We start from the raw sequence: 23,648 nt of genomic DNA, 5'->3' as shown, positions 1-23,648 counted from the left end.
CCATCATTTCTTTCCAATCGTCTGTACCGCACCTCTGACACACCATGCGCCTGTCTCATCCACAGTGTAGCCGTCCGGCGTCACACAGTCCGCCAGCATATGTCCGTTTTTCTGGTCCATATAGTAGCATTTTCCATTGATCCAGTTCCAGCCTTTCGTCATCCGCCCGGTCGGTCCCAGGTAATACCACGCTTCTCCTTCTTTTATCCAACCAGTCTGCATTTTCCCCTGGCTTCCGTCATTTGTCTTCTGGAGATAATACCAGCTTCCATCTTTTTCATCGAGAAACCACCCTGTCTGCATCCTGCCGTCAGCCGCAAAATGGAACCAGGAAGTCTTTTCCTGTCCTTCTTTCGCATATGGGTTGTAGATCCAGGCCCACTCATTGGCATACGTTCTTCCGCCGGAAACAAATTTCCAGCTTCCATCCTCCTGCTTTCTCCACTCACCGGTGACACTGCCCTTTGGCTGTTCCCCTGTGTTCTGGTCCTTTTTCAGCACACTTCCCGTTCTTCCGCCGCCGGAAGAACGTCCTCCTGAGCTGCCGGACCAGGTCTTATCCACAAGCTTAAACTTTAATTTCACAGGAATCTTTTTCTCCAAAGCCCCAGCTCTGACCGTGATCTCGTCCTCATATTCCGCCGTATACGGATATTTCTTCATCCCCTCCGCAATCCAGAATGCCTCCGTATTTACTGATACCGCACCGTTTTCTACCTTTACAGCACCATTTTTTACGTTCCAGTTAAATTCGAAGCTACCGTCCCCATTTCCTTTTAACGCTTCCTGCGGTATCAGCTTTGCCGTAATCTTCTGTGCATCCGCGCCCTGCCATATGACCGCCGGGTTATATCTCGATCCCGTTTTCGTGAGTATCAGGTCAAACACCAGCTCTCCCTGATCCACCTTGATCTCCTCCGGCATCACCACAGTCCTGTCATCTGTCACAAAATCCACTTTCACGCTGCAGACTGCCGACTGGATATTTCCAAGGGCATCCTTTGCCGCCATCACTACCTCCGTGCTTCTTGTTCCACACCCAGTACGTTTCTCATAGATATGTTCCTTATGAGCCGCTTCATCCGCCTCTATGAGATCCAGGATCCATCTCGTATCCTTTTTCGCCATCACCTTTGCGTTCCGGTAATCTCCGTCCGCGATTCCCTCTTCCACAAAACCGGCGTCCACCTGGATAATGGCATTATCGCCGACGGTCCAGCTGATATCTTTTTTATCGAAATAGTCCGGTGCAAAGGATCCTGACAGGATCTGCGGCGCGGATACCGTGATCGTTTCCTGCGGCTTTTTCCTGTCACCGGTCAATGTTCTTGTCACCATAAAATTCAATGCCGCTTTGTCGAGAGTCGCGCCTTCCGCTGCGATCTTCGTCCGGTCCTTGATCTGGAATGTCACCGGGATCCTGCAGTTTGCGGTCACAGACTTCTCCTCAAAGCTGGATGCCGGTCTCGTCTTTGCTGTCAGAACCGCAAGTCCGCCCTGGGTACCGTTTCCGTAGACCGTATCCTCAATGGGGTACCGGTACTGTTTCTTCGCCTGTTCTGTCTCCGCTTTCTCCACAATATCCTTAAAGAATCCTGCATTCAGGTTCAACTCGATGGATGCGCTCTTTTTCGTATATCCGGACTCGTCCTCATCATCATTTTTCTTTAAGATGATCAACTCATCGTCATCCACACTCCATCTCACCGCCTCATCGGCGACATCGTTGTTCTTATCGACCACAGCATGGATCTTCACGTCCTGGACCTTCGTTCCCGACTCCAGCTTTCCGTTTAAATATCTCGCCAGCAATTTCCCCGCGGTATCCCTCACTTCCGTGGTGATCGACGGGTTCATCCGGTCCCCGGTGCGCTCCTCAATCACCCGGAAACCAAGTTCCTGGGGCTCTACCCGCACACCTGCTGCCACTTTCTTATAGAACGCAGAGACCTCCGTATCATGTTCCGGCATCACAAACTGGTAGGAACCGCCTGTCTGATAGGTCATCTTCCTTCTACGTCCCAGGGAATCTGTATAGGTCGGCACACCATCCATCTGGAACTTTTCTGTCTCCGTGTTCTTCGGAGCCGTGAGGACTGCAACGGTATCTCCGGCAGCCACCGCGCCCCGGTATGCTTTGTGGAATTCCTTGCTGTAGGCAGACGGACCTCTCGCCGTCAACACCGCCACATCATAGAAATTCCCTGAATTTGCCGCTGTATCCACCTGAAGGACCGACAGCAGATATCCCCTCACCGGTCGTCCCACGGAATTCGGTGCGAAATGATCTGGAGTATAGAGATCCTGTCTCGCCACAGACTCGGTATCCACTACATGGAGAACGCCATTCTCGAGTTCCTCATAGAAATAGAGTTCGTCCTCCTTCTTCGTGTTCTGTCCCTGCACCAATGTGTAGAAATTATCTCCTTTGTTCCAGAAGCCAATATGAGCATCATAGGTGAACCTATTGTCATCCGAGACACCTGAGCCGCAGACACCGGCTGCGATCTTCTCCTCCGTATCCGCGAACAGGTACGCCACATCTGCTCCGTCCTCAACCCCATAACGGAAGTGGAAGCCAGTGTCATGAGTTCCAATAAAAGTTCCCTCACGCGCCGCACTTCCAAGCCCTGAAGATGCGATGGTCCCCTCAAACCGTGCCACCTTCATCTTTCCGGAAGCGTATTTTCCCGTGATACCGCCGATGGACTGGGAGCCGCTTCCGCCGATGGTTCCCATCACATGCGTATTGAAAATATCCGCGGAATTCTGGAATCCCACGATTCCGCCCACATAGCCTCCTCCCTGGATCCTGGCACTCAGACTGTCCCCTGTGTTGACCTCACAATCCGCAATCAAAGACTCTGCCGCCCGTCCGGCAATTCCCCCGGCAAAAATCTCCTTTCCGCTTCCCGTATCGATAGCCACATGGTCGGAAACACAGTTTTCCACCACAGAGTCTTCCAGGACATCCGCAATAACTCCACCGGCTGTACCGGTAGTCCTTAATGTGCCGTTTACCGTCACATTCCGGATCACCGAATGTTTCGCACGTCCTGCAAGAATTCCTCCGTTTTCCTTCACCGTGATCACATGACCCGGTTTTACCTTGAGATCTGTGATCTCCGCGTTCTCCACTGCGCCGAACAGTCCGCCAAGGTCCCAGGATGGCTGGTACATGCGGAAATTGGACACAGTTTTCCCGTTTCCGCTAAAATGCCCCTCAAACGGTGACACTCTTCCGGCCCGCATATCCGCCCCGGTGTGATAGAATCCGATAGGGATCCAGTTCATTCCACCAAGGTCAATATTTTTCCCCAGCTCAAACCAGGCACCTTTATAATTTCCCGGATAAGTGCCCTCTCCACTTCCAACCTCCATTCCCATGGACGCAAGGGCAGCGAGCCCAATGAGGTGCTCCTTCGTTGTGATCTGGTACGGCTTTTCCTTTGTTCCATCCCCAGTTCTTCCGCTTAAAAAGCTCATATCACCCACATCAGCGCCCCAGATCTCCTCATCCGCAGCGAGCACAGCAATATTTTCCACGGCATCCGATGCCGTCGCCGTTCTCTCCGCCGCTGTTTCCACACTTCTCAAAACTGCCATTCCTCTTACCGGCGTTCCAAGCGCCATGCAGAGTCCTAACCCTGCTAACATCATCTGGCTCTTTCTGCTTCTGTTTTTTCTGCTCTTCTTCATTTCTTTTCTCCCCTCTATGCCTGCGGCAGACAGAATGCCGGGCAGATCCCGATCCCAACATCTGACACATCCGCCTGTCTGAAGCATCCATTTTCAATATCTACAACATACTCCCTGTTTCCATATACAAAACTGCCTCTTTCATCCACCTCATAAGCCGGTGTCCGAAGCCAGAACCCCCGGCTGTAAGGACTTCCCTTTCCTTCCGGATTCCAGATCTCATCCCGATACCGGTATGCTTCCTCCAAAGACAGCAGAAAGAATCTGTCCCTGCAGTCCTGGTATGGCAGCAAATGGCTCTCAAGACCATCCAGACGGCTGTCAGCAAAATCACCATCCCCTGTTTTCCCTGTAAATGCCGTCAATGCTCCCGTGTATACAAAAGATGCATCTGGAACCGCAGTCTCTGCCTGTTCCCCCAGCCATTCTCTCACCCGGGATTTCTTATAGTTATTGTTTTCTCCAAACGGAAGTAAGATCCGCTCCTCATAAGTACTGTCCACATCGGACCGAATCACATTTTCCGCCAGAAACAGCGCACGTTTCCCATAACTGCCTCTGCCGTCCTGGTAATCATCATCGATACATCGAAACCGGCATATTTTTCCCGCAATCTCCCGCGAGACCACATCCCCGGTCCTCCATGCGGCCCGGTCTTCCTTCTCCCCGAACTTGTCTCCCGTTCCTGGAACGGTATTTTCCCCGGAATCCGGCGCCCGCCCCCGCCATTCAAAGCCGATCCGGCAGTCCGTAACCGTCTCACCGTTCACATTCCTGGTCCCCAGATCCAGCTTTGAAATATTTACCACTCCGGGAAACATCTGCGCGATCACCAGCGTATCGAACGAGCTGTCTTTTCCCGTTACCACAATTTCCTGCCGCCCTTCCCGTTCTGCGGCAGATACCGTCTCCATCAGAAACCGCCTGCCCGCTTCCCGATCCCTCAGGATCACAGGTTCTGCTGTCAGAAATTCTGCCGTTCTCTCCGCCGCGTAGGGAACGAGTTCTCCCCGGCAGCTTGTGAGTACAGCAAGAGAACCGGCCGCAGCAAGCCACTTCGCCACTTTCTTTCGATTCATTTTTCCTCCTGGATATTCCGGCTAAAGCCGCCGGCGGCTTTTCGATAAAGCAGATAATATCTGCCTCCAAAGATTTTTAAGACTCCCAAAAGATCTATTATGATTTGACTGGAACTCCCCAACCGGTTCGTTCCTCCGTTTGTCCATAACTATATCACAGGCCATACCCGGAATCCATATCGGATCCGTAAAACCAAAGCCCCATTATTTAGCCAGTTTCACGAAAATATTTTTGCATTTTCGTCACTTTTACCATACCATTTTTTCACCGATGCCAGTAAAAGCATTATTTATAAGCATTTTTCGATGTCAAAAAAGACAGGACATGCCGCGCACGTCCTGCCTTTCACCTGTCTTACCACGTCTCCACCGTCCGCAAAAATTCCTCCATCGAAATCACTCCGGCGCACACAAGATCCGCCAGCTCTTCCCGCATGGTCCGCATCCCCTGTGTCTTCACCACATAATCCTCGATCTCCCACTCCGGCCGGTTTTCCGCAGTCATCTTCTTCAGTTCCCGGTCCATCACAAATATCTCATGAACCGCAGTTCTTCCTTTGTATCCTGTATTCCGACAGAATTCACATCCGCGTCCGCGCCTTGCGCTCCGGATCTTTCTTCCAAACAACTTCTGCTCCTCATTCGTAAGTTCCACCGTCTCCGCACAATGCGGACATACCTTTCTCACCAGTCTCTGTGCCGCCATGCCGCATAAACTGTCCGCCGTGAGATACGGCTCGACACCCATATCTGCCATTCTCGTGATTCCGCCCGCCGCGCTTTTCGTGTGCAGAGTCGAGAGCACCAGATGACCGGTGATTGCCGCGCGGACACTGATTTTCGCTGTCTCCGGATCCCTCGTCTCGCCGACCATGATAATATCAGGATCCTGTCTCAAAACGGCACGGAGTCCTGCTTCAAAAGTAATCCCCGCCTGTTCATTCACCTGCATCTGGCTGATCCCCGGAAGATATCGCTCCACAGGATCCTCGATGGTCACGATATTCACCGGCTGTTTCGCGAGATATTCCAGGATCATATATAATGTGGTAGTCTTCCCGCATCCTGTCGGTCCTGTAAGATACAGGATCCCGCCCGGACTTCTGAGGATCCTCTTCATCTTCTCATAATTTTTCTCACGCATTCCAAAGGTTTTGCCATGATCGATCTCCGTTTTCATATTCAGGAGTCTCAGCACCATCTTCTCGCCAAAGATCGTCGGGACCACGCTGGTCCTCACATCCAGGCAGATCCCGTCGATCATCTCCTTAAAATGCCCGTCCTGCGGCACTCTCTTTTTCGCAATGTCCATTCCGCTGAGGACCTTCGCCCTCGTCACCAACGGCTGATGCATTTCCTTGTCATATTCCCGCACATGGAGCAGCATGCCGTCCAGCCTCATCCGGACAACCATCCGGTCTTCCTGCGGTTCCAGATGAATGTCACTGGCATTTTTCCGGTATCCCAGATTTAAAAGTTCCTCAAGGAGCTTCACCGCAGATCCGGCCTCTGCCCCATAGTTCTCCATCTCCTGGACCTCATTCTTATTTTCCTGTTTTCCTTCTCCGCCTAATATGCCCAACATCCCATTTTCCTCTTTCTATCATAACTCATTCCCCCTCGCTGACGCAGACGGTTCGTGAGTTGCTGTCTGTACTTCGGATCCGCGGCTGCCGGGGATTGTATCCAGCACCATCTCCGGTCTGCACACTGCCATTCCTCTCATACAGGTCCTTTTTTCCATCCATCACCCGTACCGTGACAAGGACGCGGCCAGACCGGCTCTCTTCCACCTCAATTTCCGGTTTCAGCGTATCGATATGAAACGCGTCCATGGACAGTCCGTCCAGTTCTTCCACTTCCACAGCACCTGTCTCCAGCCGGTCCGCCACATATCTCCATGCCGCGTCCCCAAGCATTTCTGCCTGCTCCTGTGTCCTTGCGTGATCCAGTACCCACACCGCCATCCGCCGCATCGGAAAGATCATAAGGAGCAGCATACTGAAAAGCAGCATGACGATCATAACCTCAACCAGTGTAAACCCCCGTCTATGACCCTTCTCCATCTTTAATCTTTCCTTTCACCTGTCTCTTCTTCCGAAGTCATGGACACCCAGAATCCCGAGACCTGGACGGTTCCGGTATCCGACGTTTCTTCCGCGAAATATCCCGATTCCAGAAATTCTTCTCCATCAACCGCCAGATGGATCTCTGCCGGTTCCCCGTATTCTGCATCTCCCATATGGCGTTCCAGTCTGTTTCCTGCCTCATAAATCTCCCGATACCGTTTCACAGTCTTTGAATAGCCGGAGACACTGAGAAGCATCGCCTCAGCTACCAGAAGAAGGATCAGAAACGCCGTCATCAGCTCCACCAGTGTTGAGCCATTCTCATTCCGTTTCCATCTCTTTTTCATGGCTTTTCCTCCCCACTCCGTTCCGCCGAAGACGGCGTACTCACGAAAACAGGTGCCATGGGGATCAGTCTCGACGCACCTTCCTTCCGGTCATTTACAGTACAGACCGCCTGTAACACAAGTCCTGAACCGTCCTCTTTCCAATAGGAGGAGATGACTGTCTCGATCCTCTTTTTCTCCCCATTTCCAGTCTCTGCCCACACTGCCGCCTCCGTCTCCGGAAGTCCCTCCGGTCCCTGTAATTTTTCAAGGATTCCTGTCGGCTCCTCCTGGCACATATTCTCCACAAGGATCTGCACCACCGCCTCGGCGGCCAGCCTCGCTTCCGTTCCTGCGGCAAAGTTCAATGCTGAACGATAGCGCCTTGCCCCAGACGAAAAGAGAAGTGAGGTAAATACCGTGACAAACAGCACGGTCACCAGAACCTCCGCCATCACAAATCCTTCGCTCCGGTTCTTTTTCACCGCCACTCCCTCCTTATCGAATACTTCCATACATGTTCCACATCGGCTCCATGATTCCAAGGATCAGGATTCCGGTAAAGATCCCGATCATCAGGATCATTACCGGTTCCAGCAGGTTCACCAGCTTATTCAGCGCCAGATCCGACTCATGTTCATAGCTTCCCGCGATCCGCTCCAGCATTTTATCCAGGTGACCCGCCTCTTCTCCCGTAACGATCACCGCCGCCAGTTTCTTTTCAAATCCACCACTCTCCCGGATTGCCTCACTCAAAAGCATTCCGCTGCTCACACGCGCCATGATCGTCCTGATCTCCCGGTCCAGATACCTGTTTCCGATCGTTCCTTCCGTATATTTCAGGCAGGATGTGATCGGAAGTCCACTGGAATAAAGGCTGGACATGTTCTCACAGAATCTTGCCGTACAGATGATCCTTATCTGCCGTCCGACCACCGGAAATTTGCAGATTACCCGGTCATAGCTGTAACGAAACCATACTCTTTCCGTCAGGATCTTCCATCCTACCAGGATCATAACGGCCGCCACTGGCAGGAAATAGCGGTACGCATACAGAAAATGGCTGATCCCCATGAGGATTCTTGTAAGAAGCGGCAGCGTCACATCCACCAGGATCGGCTCTAACGTCGGCAGGATCTCCAGAAATACGAACAGCATTAGAAAGATCATCATCAGAACCAGGATCTTCGGATACAAAACCGCGCTGCGGATTTTTCCCTCTGTCCTGTGTTCTTTCTCATAATGGACCGCCAGCCGTGCCGTCGTCCTGACAAGCTGGCCGCTCATCTCCGCTGCCCGGATCATCTGGATCGCCGGTTCCGGAAACCGCCCGGTTTCTTCCATGGCATCCCCGACGGTCTTCCCCTCGGTCATGAACGCTCCCAGTTTTCGACACGCCAGGCAGAACTCCCGGTCGGTATCATCCTGCTGCATGATCTCCAATGTTTCCGGAATTGATAATCCCGACTCCACCAGGACAGAAAACTGCCTGAAAAACTCCGACAGCCTTTCTGCTCCAAGCTTTTTACACTTTTTCATACAAAGCTTTCCCCCCTATTTCCGTGCTGGACGTAGCCGCCTGCGGTAAAACAAAACGGCGCAGTTATCCACTGCACCGTGTAAAATCAATATTTTTATGATGTTATTCAATATTTTTATGATGTTATTTTACGGAATCTTACAAAACTTGTCAATGTATTGTCCGCAGACGGTCTACTTTCAATATCTTCGCCGTTGCTTCGCATTCCAAATCGGCAAATCCACTACCACCACTGTATTGTACGACTCATAGCCGCACCACCCGGTCACACACCTTCTCCAGAAGCTCCGGCGAATGGCTCACCGCAATCATCCCCATCTCCCGGCGCTTCAGTTCCTTCAAGACAAAATCCCAGATCTGTCCCTGTGTAATAAGGTCCAGCATCGTCGTCATCTCGTCCGCGATCAGAAGTTCCGTCCGTCGCCCCAACGCTCTCGCAATACAGAATCTCTGAAGCTCGCCGCCGGAGACCTCCACTGGGAACCGGTCTTTCCACTCGTCCCGGATCCCAAGTCCCGCCTCGATCCGTGCCCACTCGCTGGGGTTCTCAAAAGTCCAGTCGCCTTCCTCCAGAACCGTACTCAACCGTCTCTTCGGATTCACCGAGAGTTCCGGATGCTGCCATACCATCTGCACCGGGCAGTAGCCACGAAGCTCAAGAACCGGCATCCCGTCCACAAGAACCTCCCCCGAATCCGGCCTCTCGTACCCCGCCAGAATCTTGCAGAGCGTCGTCTTCCCGTATCCGCTGGGCGCCATGATCCCCACACTCTCTCCGGGTTCCACCGTAAGGTTCACATGATCCAGGATCTGTCTCGTCCCTTTTCCATATTTAAAAGAAATATCTCTCGCTTCCAGCCTCATCTGCCGTATTCCCTTCGCATGTCCTCTAAGATCTCCCCCATATCGCAGAGCTGTTCCCCATCCTTCTTCCAGTTCTTCGGCATGGACCGAAACAGCGCCTTCGTGTACGGATGTTTGAGATTCCTCTCATCCTGAAATGCCGCCGCATCTGTCTCCTCGACGACTCTGCCGCCGTAGAGCACGATGACCCGGTCAGCTGTCAGGAGCGCCAGCTCCAGGTCGTGGGTGATCAGCAGCACGCCTGCCCCATCGTCCGCCATCTCCCGGAAATGTCCCATGACGCGGGTTGCCGCCTCCAGGTGAAGTCCCGGTGTCGGCTCATCCGCGATGACGAGCTTTGGCTTCTCCATCACCGCCGTGGAGATCAGGACACGCCGCGTCATGCCGCCGGAGAGCTGAAATGGGTATTTTCCCCGGATATCCGGGGCTAAGCCATAGCGCTTCAGCACCGCCAGGCATTTTTCCTTCACAGAAACATCCTTTTTCCCGTTCTGGATCTGATCCCCGATCTTCATAAGCGGATCCAGGTAAGAAACGCTCTGGGGCACCAGAACGATCTCATGTCCCCGGAGTCTTTTGACCTTTTTTTCCGTAAGCGGCTCCCCAAGAAACCATATCTCTCCGTCCATTTCACTGTTGTATGGAAGAATTCCCATGATCGCATGGGCCAGCAGACTTTTTCCCGAACCGCTGGATCCCACCACCGCGACGATCTCGCCGCTTTTTATTTCCAGGTCCATCTTCTCTACCGCGTGGAGCGTCCGCCTGGAAAATCCCCGGTCATACTGGGTGAAGGTGACGGAGAGATCCTTAACTTCCAAAATCGTATCATTCATCTTCCCCGCCTCCTTACTCATGAACACTGCCCGGATCCAAAAGTCGGCAGAGTTCCTGTCCGATATAATGAAACAGAAGCACGGTCCCAACGAGGAAAAGTCCCGGGAACAGCGCCAGCCACCATTTTCCCATGGCCAGATATTTCATGCTTTCCGAAAGGATCACTCCGACGGCCGGACTCTCGGAAGACAGACCGAAGCCCAGGAACGTGATGCTGGCTTCATGCAGGATCGCATGGGGAAACATGAGCACCAGGCCCGTGATAAACTGCGGAACAAGATTCGGTGCCATATGGGAAAACGCGATGTAAAATTTCCCTTTTCCAAGCTTTTCCGCGATCTTCACATACTGACTCTGCTTCAGCTGTAAGACCTCCCCGCGGATCAGTCGCGCCAGGGATGCCCAGTGGGTAAACGCGATTCCGCAGACAACGCCCCAGAATCCACGCCCGCAGGCAAAGGAGATCAGGATCAGAAGCAGCATATGGGGAATTCCCATGACGATATCGATAAGCAGCCGCACCGCACTGTCCACGAACTTTCCGAAGACCGCCGCGCTGAGTCCCAGTACAAAGGCCATCACCGCGCTGACTGCCGCCGTCAGAAGTCCGATCCGGATACTCAAAGAAAGTCCCGCAACTGTCCGCACGAACATGTCACGTCCCATCCAGTCTGTTCCAAAAGGATATTGTATACACGGTGCCAGATTTTTTCTCGTAAAATCCGTCCCGAGGGCAGCTTCCTGCCAGAAACTTCCGAGCACCGCAATGACCGCTAACAGCACAGCCGCCAGGATCAGAAGCGCGAAGCTCTGTATTCTGCGATTTTTCTTCATCAGCGCTTCGCCCCCTCTCTGATCCGCGGGTCGATCACGCCGTAGAGAACATTCGCCGCAAGGTTTCCCGCCGCGACGATCACCGCTGTAACCACCGTGATCCCCAGAAGAAGCGGCACATCGCTTCCAAGTCCTGCCGTCACAGCCGCCTGGCCCAATCCCGGATAGGAAAATACCTGTTCTACAAGGACGGAGCCGCCGATGATCTCACTCACCGACGCGAACTGCAGCGTCATGGCCGGCAGAAGAATGTTCCGAAGTCCATGACGACGTAAGATCGACCAGTCCGACTCGCCTCTGGCTCTCGCGAACAGCACATAGTCGCTCTCCATGACCTCGATGAGCTTTTCCCTCGTGTGCAGGGCGATGGAGGAAATTCCCGTGATGCTGAGAGCCACCACCGGGAGAAGCGCATGGCGAATCCTGTCCGCAATGGAGATCTGCCCGGCATCCATGCCGATGGGCACACTGAATCCGATGGGAAACCAGTGAAGCTTCACCGCAAATACCATAAGCAGCACCATTGCCACCCAGAATGCCGGGGTGCTGGCCACAAACAGGGAATATCCCGTCACGATCCGGTCCATGATCCCACCGCGCTTTTTTCCTGCGAGAACGCCGAGGAAAAAGCCAAGAATACCAGAAAACAACCATGCCGTGAATAAAAGCCAGATGGAATTCATGACCTTATCCCCGATGATCTCTGCCACCGGACGGCGATATAAAAGGGATGTTCCCATATTTCCGTGGAGAAAGTCTTTCAGCCAGTTCAGATACCGCTCCACCGGAGGCAGATCTGTTCCCCAGTAGCTTTTCAGCTTTGCGATCTGCTCCGGGCTCATAGAGCCCAGAGCTGTCTGTCCGACATTTGTCTGAAGCGGATCTATGGGTGAGACCGCCAGGAGCCCAAACGCCAGAATGCTCACCAGAAGCACCATCAGACACATCCGCACTGCCTGTCTGCCAAACCACAGACCCGTTTTCTTTATTTCCATGTCCACTGGTCGACATTGTTTACGATCGACCAGCCATGTCCATGTGGGTGAAGCTTCTGCTCTGCCACCTGCAGACCATCCTTCACCCAGTATAAATGATCAATATTTACAAGCCAGATCCACGGAAGGTCACCATCCTGGGTAATTCCAGATGTTCCGTCCCACTGGGCGTTTTTCCAGAGTTCATAGGACTTTTCCAGGTCGCTCTCCGCCAGGGCCTCGTCCATATATTCGTCCACCTTTTCGTTTGCATAAGGGGAATACTCCGCGTATTCCTTTCCCAGTGCCGTGTGGTAAATATTGTAAAGTTCCATCGGTGTGTGGGCGCCCCATCCCCACATAAGCGGCGTGGACTGTGCCCGGTCATAGGCGGTATCCCAGCCGACGCCCTCTGTCGTCACCTTGATTCCAATCTCTTTCAACTGGTTTGCGGTGTCCTCCGCAAGTGCCTGGCGGACGGAATCGCCCGTCGGATAGAGCATGGTGAACTCAGCCCGGACACCGTCTTTCTCCAGGATTCCATCGCTTCCCGCGCTCCATCCGGCTTCCTTTAGGATCGCGGCCGCCATACCCGGATCATACTCCACCTCCGCTGCCGCGTTGTACCACGGCATCTGATCACAGACACTGTAGGCCGCTGTTCCGTATCCGTTCAACACATGCTCGATCATCTCATCCCGGTCGATCGCCAGGTTGATGGCCCGGCGCACATTGATATCGCTGGTGAAATCATTTCCCAGCGGCACTCCGTTCTCATCCGTCTCCCCCGCCGGGATCGCCGGCAGGTTGAAGCCGCGGTTGTCCACGGTCTTGCAGGCCAACAGGGAAAATCCGTCTACGGTCTGATCCGAGTACGCCGCGGAAGTGTAGGCGAGATCCACCTGCCCGGAGAGCGCTGCCGCGTAGGCGGCGTCCTCATCCATAAATAAAACTGTCACCGTCTTCATCTCCGGCTCATCCCCGTAGTAGTCCGGGTTTGCCGTGAGGATCACCTGCTGCCCCTTATCCCACTGTTTCATGATGTAGCGGCCGGAGCCGATAGGATTGGAACCATAGTCCGGTCCATAAGCATGTTCCGGGACGATTCCGGTAATTGCCATCGTATATGGCCATATGGAATACGGGCGGGTCATATCAAATTCCACAGTGGTATTGTCGAGGGCTTTTGCCTCTTCTAACATCGTAAAGTCATTGACAGAACTGGTATCCCGCAGTGTATTGTAGGTAAATGCTACATCCTCCGCTGTCAGCGGTTCCCCGTCCGTAAATTTTACATCGTCCCTGATCGTCACGTTCCATGTCATCCCATCATCGCTGACGTTCATATCTGTCGCCAGATCATAACCGATCGTCATATCTGCCTTTGTTACCGTCAGCGTACTCTGGATCAGCGGCTCATGGACATGTTCCCCCGCGCCCCATCCGTATGCCGGGTCAAATCCAGCCTCAGGCTCAGATGATGGTCCCATTACAACGATAACAAAATCTTTTTCATTATCCTGCTCTATCCCGGCAGCTGCTTCTGTTTTCTCCGCCTCAGACGACTTTTCCGCGTTTAAGGTTTCTGTTGTTCCCGAACTATTTCCGGCGCAGCCCGCCAGGGAACATACCATAGCAGCAGCGGTCAAAGCCGTCACTATTGTCTTTATTGTTTGTTTTTTCATGAATTTATCCCCGTTTCTATGTTTTTTAGTACCTAAAAATATCCAAAGCCTCACACAACTAAAAATACCAGAAAGAGGCATACTTTCTGTATGCATCAACCTTCCTGGTATTGTATTATTTGTCTCTATAGACTGTGCATCTGGCTCCGATGCCTGCGTCAGTAAATATTTCTCGGTTTAAACCGCCTTGGGCGGGGAACTCTTTTATGAGTATGGGCTTCAGCCACATAATAGTAATATTATAGTAGACTTTTTTTCAAAAATCAACGTTTTTCCGGTCCATGACCTTGCAGAACGTGATTCCTGCCGCCGTGCTGGCGATGGTCGCGAGGAGCGCCGGTCCTGCGATAGCCGCCGGGCTGACACTGCCGTACTGGCTGCGGTAGGCGATCATGTTGATGGGAATGAACTGGAGTGAGGAAATATTTACGATCAGGAACGTGCACATCTCATTGCTGGCAGTGCCCGACTGTCTCGCCAGACTGCTCTGCCCTGCCGTATTTTTCCTCTTATCCGGCGCTTTTTCCTCCCGTCTCTCATCCTCCAGTTTCCCCAACTCTTCCATCGCCTTTAACCCTGCCGGTGTCGCCGCCCAGCCGAGCCCCAGCATGTTCGCAATCATATTTGTCGCGATATATTTCCCCGCCGGATGTCCGTCCGGGAGATTCGGAAAGAGAAACCGGATCACCGGACGCATCTTCTCCGTCAACGCCTCGATGAGCCCAGCCCGCTCCCCGATCTTTAAGATCCCGCACCAGAACGACATGATCCCAAGCATCGTAACACCCAGAGTCACCGCCTCTTTCGCCGAATCCAGCAACCCATTCGTCACTGCCCCCATATTTCCATGAAACGCCGCCCAGAAGATCCCGGCTGCCATCATTCCTGCCCAGAGCATATTTAACATAAAAAATCCCGCATTTCTGTCAAAGTCGGCGACGCTTCGGCTGCCTGCACTCGAAGCGCAGATACGCCAAACCACCACCTGAATTTCTTTATCTTATGACAGAAATACGGGATCTATGAACTTTATAAAACTGCTTTCCTGAAAATTTATATTCTGGCTGATTCACATGATCTGCACAACAGCCTCTCTGAGTTTTTTACTCTCCGCACAGCGCCGCCATAACCTCCGGCACCGTCTCGATCTTCTCACAACGGTATGCATTGCTTCCGCAGAACAGCAGCGCCTCATCAATCTTTCCTTCTGCGGCGTTGATCAGCGCTTTCGTGATGCAATACGGTGTTTCCGCCGGATTACAGTGTTCCAGACACCGGAAGCACCGCTCCACCTTCACCGGTCCCTGAGCAACACGCTCTAAAAACTTATTTTTGATCGCTCTGCCCGGCATTCCAACCGGACTCTTAACGATCACAATGTCTTCCTCTTTCGCGTTGATATATGCCTCTTTGTATGCAATATCCGCGTCACATTCTTCAGTCGTCACAAATCTCGTCGCCGCCTGAACGCCCTCCGCGCCAAGCTCAAACTGGTGCAGAACGTCCTTATGATCAAAAATTCCCCCCGCCGTGATGACCGGGATATGTTTTTTGTACTTCTCCGCAAAGCTTTTCACCGTCTCGATGATTCCGCGGATCTCCTTATCATAAGCCGCTTCATTAAATGTCTCGGCTACATGGTCTGTGTCGGCTCCAAGCTCAGTGAGCTGTTCCCTGGAAAATCCGAGATGACCGCCCGCGCACGGTCCTTCCACTACGACGAAATCCGGTGCTGTGTGGTACTTTCTATCCCACATCCTGCAGATCACAAGAGCAGATTTCACAGAGGAAACGATGGGCGCGATCATGGTACGCCGCTCTTTCTTTTCAGAACCTCCGTTCTCAATCTCCGCCTCCGCGACAAATTTCGGCATGTCGATCGGGAGACCGGCGCCGGAGATGATCACGTCCGCTCCGGCTTTCACCGCCTCTTTCACATAGGACGCGTACTCCTTCGTTGCGACCATGATATTAAAGCCCAGAATTCCCTGGGGCGCTTTGTCCCTGGCTTTCTTAAGCTCGGAATGGATCGCTCTCAGATTCGCCGCCATCGGATTTTTTCCGAAATCCTGATCCTTAAATCCAATCTGGGCTGTGGAAATGATTCCGATTCCTCCCGCCTTCGCGACTGCTCCGGCTAAGGACGAAAGGCTCACGCCGACCCCCATTCCTCCCTGGATCACCGGGTGCTTCGCCACGAGGTTCCCTATTTTTAATGGTTTCAGACCGATTGCTGCCTCCATATTTCCTCCTAAATTATAACTCCCCGTATTTGTTCCATCTCTAACATGACCATATGCTGGTCCGCACGCTGCTGGAGCGCTGCCTAAAATTTCCGGAATCTCTCATACCGGCGCTCTGCTAACGTCTTCCCGTCAAGCTGTGTCCACGCTTCAATGAACTCCTCCATGGCATTCTCCATAGTCTTCGCGATCTCCGGAAGCGTCTCAGGGTCTGCCGGTTCCGGCTCCGGGATCACACGCTCGATAATTCCGAGTTCCTTTAATTCCGCCGCGGTCATCTTCATGACCCGCGCCGCCTCGTCCGCACGCTTGCTGTCCTTCCAGAGGATCGATGCGAAACCTTCCGGGGAGAGAACAGAGTACACCGCATTCTCCATCATCCAGACCTCGTTCGCCACAGCCATGGCAAGTGCTCCGCCGCTTCCGCCCTCTCCGATCACGATGGAGAGCACCGGAACGGTGAGATCTGACATCTCAAAGAGATTTCTCGCGATGGCCTCTCCCTGTCCGCGCTCCTCGGCTTCCAGTCCGCAGAAGGCTCCTGGGGTATCTACAAAGCACACTACCGGGCGTCCAAAGGTCTCTGCCTGCTTCATGAGACGCAGCGCCTTCCGGTATCCGTCCGGGGACGGCATTCCGAAGTTGCGCTTGATGTTGTCCTTTGTATTCTTACCCTTTTCCTGCCCGATCACTGTCACAGGCATTCCGTGGAAGGAAGCGATTCCGCCGACGATGGCACCATCATCTTTGCAGTAACGGTCTCCGTGAAATTCCATGAAATCATCAAAGATCGCACGGATATAATCCGTAGCCACCGGACGGTCCGCCTTTCTGGAAAGCAGGACAGAATCCCATGCGCTGCGGATTGCTCCTGCTGCCTTTCCGGAACCATGATGCGCTCTCTTCGCAGAAGAATTCTGCTCTTTTTCCTCAAAAGCCGCCCTGTCAACTGTGTTTTCCGTTTTCCAGTCCGCAAGACATCCGCTCTCCGGCTTCTTATGAAGCTTTAAGATCATCGCCAGCGTCTCTTTTAATTCCTCACGTTTCACGATCTTATCGACAAAGCCGTGCTCCACAAGGAACTCCGCTCTCTGGAAACCTTCCGGCAGCTTCTGCCCGATGGTCTGCTCGATGACACGAGGTCCCGCAAAACCGATGAGTGCCCCCGGCTCCGCGAGGATAATATCTCCTAACATCGCGAAGCTTGCCGTAACGCCGCCCGTTGTCGGGTCCGTCAGGACGCTCACATAGAGCTGTCCCGCCTCGTGATGTCTCTTTAAAGCCGCGGAAGTCTTTGCCATCTGCATCAGGGATATCATTCCCTCCTGCATTCTTGCGCCTCCGGAGCAGGCGAAAAGGATCACCGGAAGCTTTTCCTCCGTGGCCCGCTCCACGGCTCTCGTAATCTTTTCACCCACGTTGTGGCCCATGCTGCTCATCAAAAATCTCGCGTCGCAGACACCGACAACGGTCTTCTGTCCGTGGATCGTGCAGGATCCGGTGACGATGGCCTCATTGAGCTGTGATTTTTCACGGGCTGCTGCAAGCTTCTTCTCGTATCCTGGGAAGCTTAACGGATTGGAGACCTGCATGAACTTGTCCCACTCCTCAAAGCTTCCCTCATCCGCGATCATCTCGATCCGGCGGTACGCATGGACACGGAAGTATCCGCCGCACTTCGGGCAGATATAAAAGTTCGCCCTTACATCGTCCGTGTAGATCGGCTTTCCGCATTTATTGCACTTTTTCCACAGCCCGGCAGGAATCACCGGCGCGTCCTCCTCTGCCGTTCTGGCAGATTCCTTTTCTCCCGCACGGTATTTCATATCGATCTTCGTATATGTTTTTTTAAACATATCCCTTAGCATATATAAAAGCTCCTTTCAAGACTGTGAAAATTGCACGTTCAGCCATGCAGTCTTCTTGTTTTCATGTTCCATGAAAACAAGAAGCTCGTGGCGTTCCGCATATACATAGTTAGTCATAAACGTGCTTATGCAAGCAAGCTTGCAACACACGTCTATGCCTAACTATGTGCATGGCTGAACTGGTATAATCCTATTCTTTGGTATACTCCGGAAAATGCGACGGAATGAAGTTTGTATCCACATTTCCCGACTGAAAATCCGGATCGCTTAAAATATCATACTGGAAATCCAGATTCGTATTGATTCCCTCAATGACAAGCTCCCCGAGGGCGCTGCGCATCTTCGCGATGGCGGACTCCCGGTCCTTGTCCCGCACGATCAGCTTTAAGATCATGGAATCATAGTTCGGCGGGATCCGGTAATTGTTGTAGACCGCCGTGTCCACACGGACTCCCCTGCCACCTGGGAGATGGATATCTGTGATCATGCCCGGACATGGCATAAAGTTCTTCTCCGGATTCTCCGCGTTGATCCTGCATTCGATAGCATGGCCAGAGATCTTGATGTCCTCCTGGCTCACGGAGAGCGGTTCCCCCGCAGCGATCCGGATCTGCTCTTTGATGAGGTCCATGTCCGTGACAGCCTCCGTCACCGGATGCTCCACCTGGATCCTCGTATTCATTTCCATAAAATAGAAATTTTTATCTTTATCTAAAAGGAACTCGATGGTTCCCGCATTCTCATATCCGACCGCCTTTGCCGCGCGGACTGCCGTCTCACCCATCTTTTTCCGAAGCTCCCCGGAGATCGCCGCTGACGGGGATTCCTCAAGAACCTTCTGGTGTCTCCTCTGGATCGAGCAGTCGCGCTCACCGAGATGGACCACATTTCCGTAACGGTCGCCTAAGATCTGGAACTCGATGTGGCGCGGATTCTCCACAAACCGCTCGATATACATGGTATTATCGGAAAATCCCTTGACGGATTCCATCTGGGCATTTAAGAAGTTCGCCTCGAAATCTTCCTCCGACCTCGAAACGCGCATTCCCTTTCCGCCGCCGCCGCTGGACGCCTTGATCATCACCGGAAAGCCGACCTCTTTCGCGGTCTTAAGGCCTTCCTCCACAGTGTAGACCGGCTCTTTGCTTCCCGGAACCACAGGAACGCCCGCCGCCATCATAGTTTTTCTCGCCTCGGACTTATTTCCCATCTTGTTAATGATCTCAGCTGACGGTCCGATAAAGCGGATATTGCACTTTTCACAGAGCTCCGCGAAGCGGGCATTCTCGGACAAAAATCCGAAGCCCGGGTGGATAGCATCTGCCTTCATGACAACGCATGCGGTTAAGATCCGCTCCATATCGAGATAGCTCTCCGTGGACGGCGCCGGTCCGATACAGATCGCCTCGTCCGCAAGAAGTGTGTGCAGTGCGTCCCGGTCCGCCTCGGAGTAGACGGCAACCGTCTTGATCCCCATCTCCCGGCATGCCCGGATGATCCGAACGGCGATCTCGCCGCGGTTTGCGATTAAAATCTTCTGAAACATCTCTTCACCAGTCCTAACCGATCATAAATGTGAGTTCCGCAGATACCGCGACTTTGCCGTCCACGGTAGCGACCGCCTTTCCAACACCGACCGGTCCTTTCTGCTTGATGATCTCGCATTCCAGACGGAGCTTGTCGCCCGGAACTACTTTCTTCTTAAACTTTACATTATTCATTGCGCCGAAATACGCAGTCTTTCCTTTGTTTTCCTCAACGCTTAAGATCGCGACAGCACCTGTCTGTGCCAGCGCCTCAACGATCAGGACGCCCGGCATGACCGGCTCCTGCGGAAAATGGCCCGCGAAATACGGCTCATTGTATGTCACAGATTTATATCCGACGGCTCTCACGCCCGGCTCCAGTTCCTCCACACAATCCACGAGAAGAAACGGATGTCTGTGGGGAATGATTTCCTGAATTTCTTTGATTCCTAACATAATTTTTATCCTCTATCCAATCTTTCACAGCCCGCGCGGCAATGCGCGGGCCGCCAAACGGTTATCTTTATAATTAACGAATCCGGAATAACGGCTGACCATACTCAACCGTCTCCTCGTTCTTCACAAGGATCTCCTCTACGATTCCGTCATACTCGCTCTCGATCTCATTCATCAGCTTCATGGCTTCCACGATTCCGATGACCTGACCTTTTTTCACGGTATCTCCGACTTTTACATAGTCCTCTGCGTCCGGTGCCGGGGAGGAATAGAACGTACCCACAAGTGGACAGGTGATCACTTTCTCGGAGATTCCGGAAATTTTCTTTTCCGCATTTTCACCGGAGACCTGCTCCATAGCGGTCACATCCGCGGTCTGGATCATGGAACCCTGTCCCGGGACCTGCATAACGACCGGTGTCTGCGCCGCCGCAACGATTTTCTTTTCCCGCTTCATGCTCAGTTTCCAGTCGCCTTCCTCAAGCTCGAAGCCGGTCATGCCGTTCTCTGACATTGCCTTCATTAATTCAATGATCTCTTTTACTTCCATCGCCGTTCTCCTTACTCCTCAAACTTTCTGACAAGCAGGCACGCATTGTGTCCGCCGAATCCCAGAGAGTTCGTCAAAACTGTCTTTACTTCCATGGAAACGCCGTCGCCCTTTGTGTAGTCAAGATCGCATTCCGGATCGTCTACTTTTAAGCCTGCTGTGGCATGAACGAAGCCGTCCTCGATGGATTTTACACAGTCGATGAACTCAACGCCGCCGGCAGCGCCTAAGAGGTGTCCGATCATGGATTTTGTGGAGTTGATCTTTACTTTATATGCATGGTCGCCAAGCGCAAGCTTGATGGCCTTTGTCTCGAATAAATCGTTGTGGTGGGTCGCTGTTCCGTGGGCATTGATGTAATCGATGTCCTCCGGCTTCATTCCCGCGTCAGCAATTGCGTATTCCATTGCCTTTGCGGCACCGCTTCCGTCCTCCGCCGGAGAAGTAATGTGATAAGCATCGCCTGTCGCGCCGTATCCGGCTAACTCCGCGTAGATCTTCGCTCCGCGGGCTTTTGCATGTTCTAATTCCTCTAATACAACGACACCTGCGCCCTCGCCCATGACGAAACCGTTTCTCTCAAGATCGAACGGAATGGAGGCGCGCTCCGGATCCTCAGAGGTGGAAAGAGCGGTAAGTCCGGAGAATCCCGCAACGCCTAACGGTGTGATGCAGCTCTCAGTTCCGCCTGCGACCATGACCTCCGCCTCGCCGTGCTGGATCGCACGCATCGCCTCACCGATGGAGTTCGTACCGGACGCGCATGCTGTCACGACGTTGATGTTCTTTCCCTTTAAGCCAAACTGGATGGACACGTTTCCTGCTGCCATGTTGCTGATCATGAGCGGCACCAGAAGCGGGTTTACGCGGTTCGGTCCTTTTTCCAGAAGCTTCTTATATTCCTTCTCGATGATCTGTAAGCTTCCGATACCGGAGCTCACACAGACACCGACACGGAACGGATCTTCCTTTGTCATGTCGAGGGAAGAATCCTCCAGCGCCTGACGGGCTGCCGCTACCGCAAACTGTGCGAAACGCTCCATTCTTCTTGCCGCCTTCGGATCCATATAGTCCTTCGGCTCGAAGTCCTTGACCTCTGCCGCGAGCTTTGCTTTATAATCGGTCGTGTCAAAATAGGTGATCGGTCCAAATCCGAGTTTCTTCTCTTTTAATCCGTTCCAAAATGTCTCAACATCGTTTCCGATCGGGGTGATCGCGCCCATTCCTGTTACTACAACTCTTCTCATGCTTTTCGTTCTCCTGTTCTAATTATGCTATCATCCACGCCCCGCGCAGATGATAACCGAAACATCCGCTGTCCGGCTGTGTGGCCGGAACAGGCGCTTTTTCCAACTGTCTTTTACATCGCCATGCCGCCGTCCACATGAAGAACCTGGCCGGTAATATAAGCTGCCTCATCGGAAGCAAGAAATGCGACTGCCTCCGCAATGTCTTTTGTCTCACCGAAATGCTTTAACGGAATCTGCTCGCCCATGGCTTTCTTTACGTCCTCCGGCAGCACATCCGTCATCTCTGTACGGATAAATCCCGGTGCGACTGCGTTTGCTGTGATCCCACGGCTTCCAAGCTCTCTTGCAACGGATTTCGTGAGTCCGATGATGCCCGCCTTGGAGGCACAGTAGTTTGCCTGACCTGCATTTCCCATCACTCCGGAAACGGAAGAGATATTGATGATCCGTCCGCCTCTCTGCTTTAACATCTGGCGGGAGACATGTTTGATGCAGTTGAATGCGCCCTTTAAGTTTGTGGCAATAACTGCGTCAAAATCGTCCTCGGACATCTTCATGATCAGGTTGTCTTTTGTGATTCCGGCGTTGTTCACAAGAATGTCGAGACGGCCGTATTTCTTTACGATCCCATCGATCATTTCTTTGGATTTTTCGAAATCACTGACGCTGCACTGCATGCTCTCCGCCATTCCGCCGTTTGCTGTGATCTCGTTTACGACTTCCTCTGCTTTTGCTGCGGAACCGTTATAGTTGACGATGACGGTCGCGCCGTATCCAGCCAGTGTCAGAGCAATCTGACGGCCGATTCCGCGGCTTGCGCCTGTCACAAGAGTAACCTTCCCTGTTAAATTCATGTTTCCCTCCGTGTTTCTATCAGTCAGCCGCCAGATTTTTGTCTCTGACGACATTATTTACTAATTTCTCTTTCGATCACTTAGCTCAGCTTCTCCAGATCCTCAAATTTCTCAATATTGATGACCGTCGCTTCCCTGTTGATCTTTCTGATAAATCCAGCTAACGTCTTTCCCGGTCCGATCTCGATAAACCGGTCAACACCGTCCGCCAGCATGGTCTCCACGCTCTGCTGCCATCTGACAGAAGAAGATACCTGACGTGTCAAAAGCGGCTTTACGTCCTCTGCCTTTGTCACATAAGCAGCTGTCACGTTCGCCACATACGGGATCACCGGCTCAGATACCGGAATATTCTCCAGAAACCTTCCAAGCTTCTCCCCGGCTTCCTCTAAAAGATAGGAGTGGAACGGTCCACTGACATTAAGCGGGATCACACGTCTTGCACCTGCCTCTTTTAACTTCACCGCCGCGGTCTCCACCGCCTCCTTGAGACCGGAGATCACGATCTGACCCGGGCAGTTGTAGTTTGCGACCTGCACATTCGGAATCTCGTCCACAACGGCATTGATCTCATCTGCCGTCATGCCGAGAACAGCGCTCATTCCGCCGACTCCAGCCGGAACTGCCTCCTGCATGAGAATTCCTCTCTCCCGGACTGTGCGGATCGCGTCGTCCGCCGTCATAACGCCTGCTGCCACCAGTGCGCAGTACTCGCCAAGGCTTAAGCCAGCCGCCACATCCGCATGGATGCCCCGCTCCTCCATCACCTTCATCATGGCAATGCTAGTGGTCACCATTGCCGCCTGCGTATACTCCGTGATGTCCAGACGGTCATTTTTCTCAAAGCATAACTCCGGAACGGAAAAGCCTAAAAGCTCCGTCGCACGGTCAAATACTGCCTTTGCAGTCTCCGAATTTTCATAAAAATCCTGGCCCATGCCGCATACCTGCGCGCCCTGTCCCGGAAAAATAAATGCTGTCTTTCCCATGATTC

General features: G+C 52.8%; 21 protein-coding genes. All 21 read right to left on the bottom strand.

From position 1 onward, the window contains the following. Window positions 1-3: 3 nt before the first annotated feature. On the bottom strand, window positions 4-3,699 hold the full coding sequence (locus DW677_RS05980) for a peptidase A26 (RefSeq protein ID WP_165859996.1): 3,696 nt from the start codon (window positions 3,697-3,699) through the stop codon (window positions 4-6). A gap of 14 nt (window positions 3,700-3,713) precedes the next feature. Further along, entirely contained in the window at window positions 3,714-4,778 is a 1,065-nt protein-coding gene (locus DW677_RS05975; RefSeq protein WP_117566663.1) for a hypothetical protein, read from the bottom strand. Between the two features lie 355 nt (window positions 4,779-5,133). Then, entirely contained in the window at window positions 5,134-6,363 is a 1,230-nt protein-coding gene (locus tag DW677_RS05970) for a GspE/PulE family protein (RefSeq protein WP_117483887.1), read from the bottom strand. A gap of 25 nt (window positions 6,364-6,388) precedes the next feature. After that, window positions 6,389-6,844, bottom strand: a complete 456-nt coding sequence (locus DW677_RS05965; RefSeq protein ID WP_117469952.1) for a prepilin-type N-terminal cleavage/methylation domain-containing protein — start codon at window positions 6,842-6,844, stop codon at window positions 6,389-6,391. A 2-nt stretch (window positions 6,845-6,846) separates the two neighbouring features. Beyond that, window positions 6,847-7,194, bottom strand: coding sequence for a type II secretion system protein (locus tag DW677_RS05960; RefSeq protein ID WP_117503760.1), 348 nt, complete (start codon window positions 7,192-7,194; stop codon window positions 6,847-6,849). Next, complete coding sequence (locus tag DW677_RS05955) at window positions 7,191-7,658, bottom strand: hypothetical protein (protein WP_147324936.1); 468 nt, start codon at window positions 7,656-7,658, stop codon at window positions 7,191-7,193. The genes DW677_RS05960 and DW677_RS05955 overlap by 4 nt, the downstream gene beginning before the upstream one ends. A gap of 13 nt (window positions 7,659-7,671) precedes the next feature. Beyond that, window positions 7,672-8,712: a type II secretion system F family protein gene (locus DW677_RS05950; RefSeq protein ID WP_117566661.1), complete on the bottom strand. Its 1,041-nt coding sequence runs from the start codon at window positions 8,710-8,712 to the stop codon at window positions 7,672-7,674. Window positions 8,713-8,959: 247 nt separating this feature from the next. Next, window positions 8,960-9,577 carry an ATP-binding cassette domain-containing protein gene (locus tag DW677_RS05945; RefSeq protein WP_117469948.1) on the bottom strand — a complete coding sequence of 206 codons (618 nt, stop codon included), beginning with the start codon at window positions 9,575-9,577 and terminating at the stop codon, window positions 8,960-8,962. Next, window positions 9,574-10,413, bottom strand: a complete 840-nt coding sequence (locus tag DW677_RS05940) for an ABC transporter ATP-binding protein (protein ID WP_117566660.1) — start codon at window positions 10,411-10,413, stop codon at window positions 9,574-9,576. The genes DW677_RS05945 and DW677_RS05940 overlap by 4 nt, the downstream gene beginning before the upstream one ends. 13 nt (window positions 10,414-10,426) lie before the next feature. Continuing rightward, window positions 10,427-11,248 carry an ABC transporter permease gene (locus tag DW677_RS05935; RefSeq protein WP_117483882.1) on the bottom strand — a complete coding sequence of 274 codons (822 nt, stop codon included), beginning with the start codon at window positions 11,246-11,248 and terminating at the stop codon, window positions 10,427-10,429. Further along, window positions 11,248-12,243 carry an ABC transporter permease gene (locus DW677_RS05930; RefSeq protein ID WP_117483947.1) on the bottom strand — a complete coding sequence of 332 codons (996 nt, stop codon included), beginning with the start codon at window positions 12,241-12,243 and terminating at the stop codon, window positions 11,248-11,250. Before DW677_RS05930 ends, DW677_RS05935 begins: the two co-directional genes overlap by 1 nt. Beyond that, a complete protein-coding gene (locus DW677_RS05925) occupies window positions 12,234-13,907 on the bottom strand; it encodes an ABC transporter substrate-binding protein (protein ID WP_117566659.1) in 1,674 nt (557 codons plus the stop codon). Before DW677_RS05925 ends, DW677_RS05930 begins: the two co-directional genes overlap by 10 nt. Before the next feature lie 256 nt (window positions 13,908-14,163). Then, window positions 14,164-14,814 carry a nucleoside recognition protein gene (locus DW677_RS05920; RefSeq protein WP_117566693.1) on the bottom strand — a complete coding sequence of 217 codons (651 nt, stop codon included), beginning with the start codon at window positions 14,812-14,814 and terminating at the stop codon, window positions 14,164-14,166. Window positions 14,815-15,010: 196 nt separating this feature from the next. Continuing rightward, entirely contained in the window at window positions 15,011-16,150 is a 1,140-nt protein-coding gene (locus tag DW677_RS05915) for a nitronate monooxygenase family protein (RefSeq protein WP_117483880.1), read from the bottom strand. A gap of 83 nt (window positions 16,151-16,233) precedes the next feature. Beyond that, window positions 16,234-18,018: an acetyl-CoA carboxylase carboxyltransferase subunit alpha gene (locus tag DW677_RS05910; RefSeq protein ID WP_117472180.1), complete on the bottom strand. Its 1,785-nt coding sequence runs from the start codon at window positions 18,016-18,018 to the stop codon at window positions 16,234-16,236. Window positions 18,019-18,208: 190 nt separating this feature from the next. Next, window positions 18,209-19,564, bottom strand: coding sequence for an acetyl-CoA carboxylase biotin carboxylase subunit (locus tag DW677_RS05905; RefSeq protein WP_117503752.1), 1,356 nt, complete (start codon window positions 19,562-19,564; stop codon window positions 18,209-18,211). Window positions 19,565-19,577: 13 nt separating this feature from the next. Next, window positions 19,578-20,000 (bottom strand): 3-hydroxyacyl-ACP dehydratase FabZ, encoded by a 423-nt coding sequence (gene fabZ, locus DW677_RS05900; RefSeq protein WP_015553938.1) that lies wholly within the window; start codon window positions 19,998-20,000, stop codon window positions 19,578-19,580. A gap of 73 nt (window positions 20,001-20,073) precedes the next feature. Then, on the bottom strand, window positions 20,074-20,550 hold the full coding sequence (gene accB / locus DW677_RS05895) for an acetyl-CoA carboxylase biotin carboxyl carrier protein (RefSeq protein ID WP_015553937.1): 477 nt from the start codon (window positions 20,548-20,550) through the stop codon (window positions 20,074-20,076). Window positions 20,551-20,561: 11 nt separating this feature from the next. After that, complete coding sequence (gene fabF, locus DW677_RS05890; protein WP_117472176.1) at window positions 20,562-21,797, bottom strand: beta-ketoacyl-ACP synthase II; 1,236 nt, start codon at window positions 21,795-21,797, stop codon at window positions 20,562-20,564. Between the two features lie 113 nt (window positions 21,798-21,910). Continuing rightward, window positions 21,911-22,654 carry a 3-oxoacyl-[acyl-carrier-protein] reductase gene (gene fabG / locus DW677_RS05885; protein WP_117483945.1) on the bottom strand — a complete coding sequence of 248 codons (744 nt, stop codon included), beginning with the start codon at window positions 22,652-22,654 and terminating at the stop codon, window positions 21,911-21,913. An 80-nt stretch (window positions 22,655-22,734) separates the two neighbouring features. Then, a complete protein-coding gene (gene fabD, locus DW677_RS05880; RefSeq protein ID WP_117503751.1) occupies window positions 22,735-23,643 on the bottom strand; it encodes an ACP S-malonyltransferase in 909 nt (302 codons plus the stop codon). Window positions 23,644-23,648 lie beyond the last annotated feature (5 nt).

It is taken from the genome of Clostridium sp. AM25-23AC (assembly GCF_003435125.1).
GTDB classification, from domain to species: Bacteria; Bacillota; Clostridia; order Lachnospirales; family Lachnospiraceae; genus Pilosibacter; species Pilosibacter fragilis.
The sequence above is the reverse complement of the archived record's forward strand: the minus strand, read 5'-3'. Positions and strand labels throughout refer to the sequence as shown.

Coding starts and splice junctions, on each gene's coding strand:
- DW677_RS05980 (WP_165859996.1), bottom strand. CDS start 3,699: ATGAAGAAGAGCAGAAAAAACAGAAGCAGAAAGAGCCAGATGATGTTA.
- DW677_RS05975 (WP_117566663.1), bottom strand. CDS start 4,778: ATGAATCGAAAGAAAGTGGCGAAGTGGCTTGCTGCGGCCGGTTCTCTT.
- DW677_RS05970 (WP_117483887.1), bottom strand. CDS start 6,363: ATGTTGGGCATATTAGGCGGAGAAGGAAAACAGGAAAATAAGAATGAG.
- DW677_RS05965 (WP_117469952.1), bottom strand. CDS start 6,844: ATGGAGAAGGGTCATAGACGGGGGTTTACACTGGTTGAGGTTATGATC.
- DW677_RS05960 (WP_117503760.1), bottom strand. CDS start 7,194: ATGAAAAAGAGATGGAAACGGAATGAGAATGGCTCAACACTGGTGGAG.
- DW677_RS05950 (WP_117566661.1), bottom strand. CDS start 8,712: ATGAAAAAGTGTAAAAAGCTTGGAGCAGAAAGGCTGTCGGAGTTTTTC.
- DW677_RS05945 (WP_117469948.1), bottom strand. CDS start 9,577: ATGAGGCTGGAAGCGAGAGATATTTCTTTTAAATATGGAAAAGGGACG.
- DW677_RS05940 (WP_117566660.1), bottom strand. CDS start 10,413: ATGAATGATACGATTTTGGAAGTTAAGGATCTCTCCGTCACCTTCACC.
- DW677_RS05935 (WP_117483882.1), bottom strand. CDS start 11,248: ATGAAGAAAAATCGCAGAATACAGAGCTTCGCGCTTCTGATCCTGGCG.
- DW677_RS05930 (WP_117483947.1), bottom strand. CDS start 12,243: ATGGAAATAAAGAAAACGGGTCTGTGGTTTGGCAGACAGGCAGTGCGG.
- DW677_RS05925 (WP_117566659.1), bottom strand. CDS start 13,907: ATGAAAAAACAAACAATAAAGACAATAGTGACGGCTTTGACCGCTGCT.
- DW677_RS05920 (WP_117566693.1), bottom strand. CDS start 14,814: ATGTTAAATATGCTCTGGGCAGGAATGATGGCAGCCGGGATCTTCTGG.
- DW677_RS05915 (WP_117483880.1), bottom strand. CDS start 16,150: ATGGAGGCAGCAATCGGTCTGAAACCATTAAAAATAGGGAACCTCGTG.
- DW677_RS05910 (WP_117472180.1), bottom strand. CDS start 18,018: ATGCTAAGGGATATGTTTAAAAAAACATATACGAAGATCGATATGAAA.
- DW677_RS05905 (WP_117503752.1), bottom strand. CDS start 19,564: ATGTTTCAGAAGATTTTAATCGCAAACCGCGGCGAGATCGCCGTTCGG.
- fabZ (WP_015553938.1), bottom strand. CDS start 20,000: ATGTTAGGAATCAAAGAAATTCAGGAAATCATTCCCCACAGACATCCG.
- accB (WP_015553937.1), bottom strand. CDS start 20,550: ATGGAAGTAAAAGAGATCATTGAATTAATGAAGGCAATGTCAGAGAAC.
- fabF (WP_117472176.1), bottom strand. CDS start 21,797: ATGAGAAGAGTTGTAGTAACAGGAATGGGCGCGATCACCCCGATCGGA.
- fabG (WP_117483945.1), bottom strand. CDS start 22,654: ATGAATTTAACAGGGAAGGTTACTCTTGTGACAGGCGCAAGCCGCGGA.
- fabD (WP_117503751.1), bottom strand. CDS start 23,643: ATGGGAAAGACAGCATTTATTTTTCCGGGACAGGGCGCGCAGGTATGC.